We start from the raw sequence: 2,130 nt of genomic DNA, 5'->3' as shown, positions 1-2,130 counted from the left end.
AAAACGCTCACGTCGGGTTTGTTTACGCTTGCCGGCATACTCAGCATCGGCGAAGGAGATCTGCTTCATCGGAAAATTCGGCGGGTGGTGTCCGGCTATTTTGCCAAAATCAGGAAGTCTTTTTCAGAGTTTCCTTAGGTTTTACTGACATAAGTTTTCCTGCACCGGTGTTTTCTGGCGATACCCTCTATGCGAAGACAGAAGTCATGGAAAAGCGTCTATCAAAGTCCCGCCCGGACGCTGGAATAGTTCTGCTGGAGCATCGTGGGTATAACCAGAAAGGTGTTTTAGTGGCCGTTGCCCGGCGTCACGCGCTCATGTTGCGCAAACCGGAGGTTGTATGAAAGAAATCCGCCTCGGAGAGGCCATATTATTTTGCCCTGGCGATCGTCCTGACCGCTTTGAAAAGGCATAGCATCGTGCCGACCGCGTTATTTTTGACTTGGAAGACAGCGTCGCTCCACAACGCAAGGAAGCGGCCCGTCGCTGCGTAATTAATGCCTTGCCGGAATCAGGTAAGGACATAATTGTCCGGATAAACGCATCTACATCCCCTTGGTACAAAGAGGATGTGCAAGCCTTGCGGGACCTGCGTGAACGGAGCGGTTTTTCTCCGCTGATCCTTCTTCCGAAGGCAGAGGAAACACAGCAGCTGGCGGCTTTGGATGACTTCCACGTCATCGCGCTCTGTGAAACCGCGAAAGGAGTGATCAACGCTTATCAGTTAGCGATGGCTCAGAACTGTATTGCGCTGTTCTGGGGAGGCGAAGATCTAATCGCCGACCTGGGAGGGCGCAGTAGCCGGGACCCCTTCGGAAACTACTACCCTGTGGTCGAGCACGCGCGAACCACAATACTCCTAGCTGCTGGCCAGTGCGGTAAGCCAGCCATTGATGCCGTGCATATTGATATAGCAGATGTGGACGGGTTGGCCCGCGAATCGAAGCAAGCGGTTGACGTGGGCTTTACGGCCAAGGCATGCATTCACCCATCCCACGTCAACGTTATTCGTGGCGCCTTCAGCCCCAGCAAAGAGCAACGCCTTTGGGCTGAAGAAGTGGTTGCGGCGATGCAATCTGCTGCAGGCGGGGTAGTAAGCCTCAATGGACGCATGATCGATGAGCCTCTCCTTAGACAAGCTCTGCGAGTGCTCGCAGTGCCTCCCTGTAACTCTCAACGACAGTTAGCCGGCGCGCCCTGACTTAGACGCCACGACTAAGCCTTATTATGGAGGCTGTTGTAACGAATAAGTTAATAGAGCTCGCACACAGAAATTTCGACGCAATCCCGCCAGCAGCGGTGGCATCTTCACAAACAATAAAAGGTAAGCCATGAAAATTTTGGTGCCAATCAAACGAGTGGTCGACTATAACGTCAAGATTCGCGTCAAAGCGGACAACTCCGGCATCGACCTCGCTAACGTCAAGATGTAGATGAACCCTTTCTGCGAAATCGCCTTGGAAGAAGCCGTACGCCTGAAAGAGCAAGGTGTTGCGACTGAAATCGTCGTCGTCTCCATCGGCCCGTCCACCGCCCAAGAGCAACTGCGCACTGCGTTGGCTCTGGGTGCCGACCGCGCCATCCTCGTCGAATCTGCCGAAGATCCGACTTCCCTGGCTGTTGCCAAACTGTTGAAAGCTGTTGTCGACGAGGAACAGCCTCAGTTGGTGATCCTTGGCAAACCAGCCATCGACAGCGACAACATTCCGAGTATTGTGCTGGTCTAAATTTTCATGGATACCTCGATAGGGGATGATTCCCCCAAAGAGGACTTTGACCACCATGACATCCCGGTCCCGTAGAACGGCGGATGCAGGGGCTGAGTGCAACACGGTTATTGGATTGACGCCGTAGCGTTCGACGCTGGCAGCACCGCGAGATAAGGATTGTTCATGGGAATATCATTGAACAATAGCAGCGGATCAATCAGAAGGTAGCCATGCAACTTGCGTGACTTTCGGGGTCCATTGACTTCACATGTCCAGATGTTCAGACCGTTATCTTGTTTGCGGTGCAGTTTCAGGTTCTCAAAAAGCTTCTGTACCCACTGCCAGTCCGCCATTCTCTCCCTTTTGGCAAAGATTGCCGTAAGCGGGTGTTCCTGTGCGTAGCGTTGAAACACCCCTGGAC

The 2,130-nt window shown here is 53.1% G+C and carries 3 protein-coding genes and 1 pseudogene; 3 read left to right on the top strand and 1 reads right to left on the bottom strand.

The window, feature by feature from the left end; translation table 11 throughout:
• Positions 1–167: 167 nt before the first annotated feature.
• From GIW04_RS31395 to GIW04_RS30095, 3 genes and pseudogenes are all read left to right on the top strand, one after another.
• Positions 168–344, top strand: a complete 177-nt coding sequence (locus GIW04_RS31395; protein ID WP_329607660.1) for a hypothetical protein — start codon at positions 168–170, stop codon at positions 342–344.
• A gap of 89 nt (positions 345–433) precedes the next feature.
• Complete coding sequence (locus tag GIW04_RS30100; protein WP_261754711.1) at positions 434–1,201, top strand: HpcH/HpaI aldolase/citrate lyase family protein; 768 nt, start codon at positions 434–436, stop codon at positions 1,199–1,201.
• A gap of 130 nt (positions 1,202–1,331) precedes the next feature.
• Positions 1,332–1,703, top strand: a pseudogene (locus tag GIW04_RS30095) (electron transfer flavoprotein subunit beta/FixA family protein); the annotation flags it as partial.
• A 131-nt stretch (positions 1,704–1,834) separates the two neighbouring features.
• Here GIW04_RS30095 and GIW04_RS30090 read toward each other — a convergent pair.
• Positions 1,835–2,130: conjugal transfer nickase/helicase domain-containing protein (locus GIW04_RS30090; RefSeq protein ID WP_236479562.1), on the bottom strand; the 296-nt coding region annotated here is incomplete at its 5' end.

Origin of the sequence: Pseudomonas sp. PA-4-8C (assembly GCF_021606625.1) — a bacterium.
GTDB lineage: Bacteria > Pseudomonadota > Gammaproteobacteria > Pseudomonadales > Pseudomonadaceae > Aquipseudomonas > Aquipseudomonas lactis.
The sequence above is the reverse complement of the archived record's forward strand: the minus strand, read 5'-3'. Positions and strand labels throughout refer to the sequence as shown.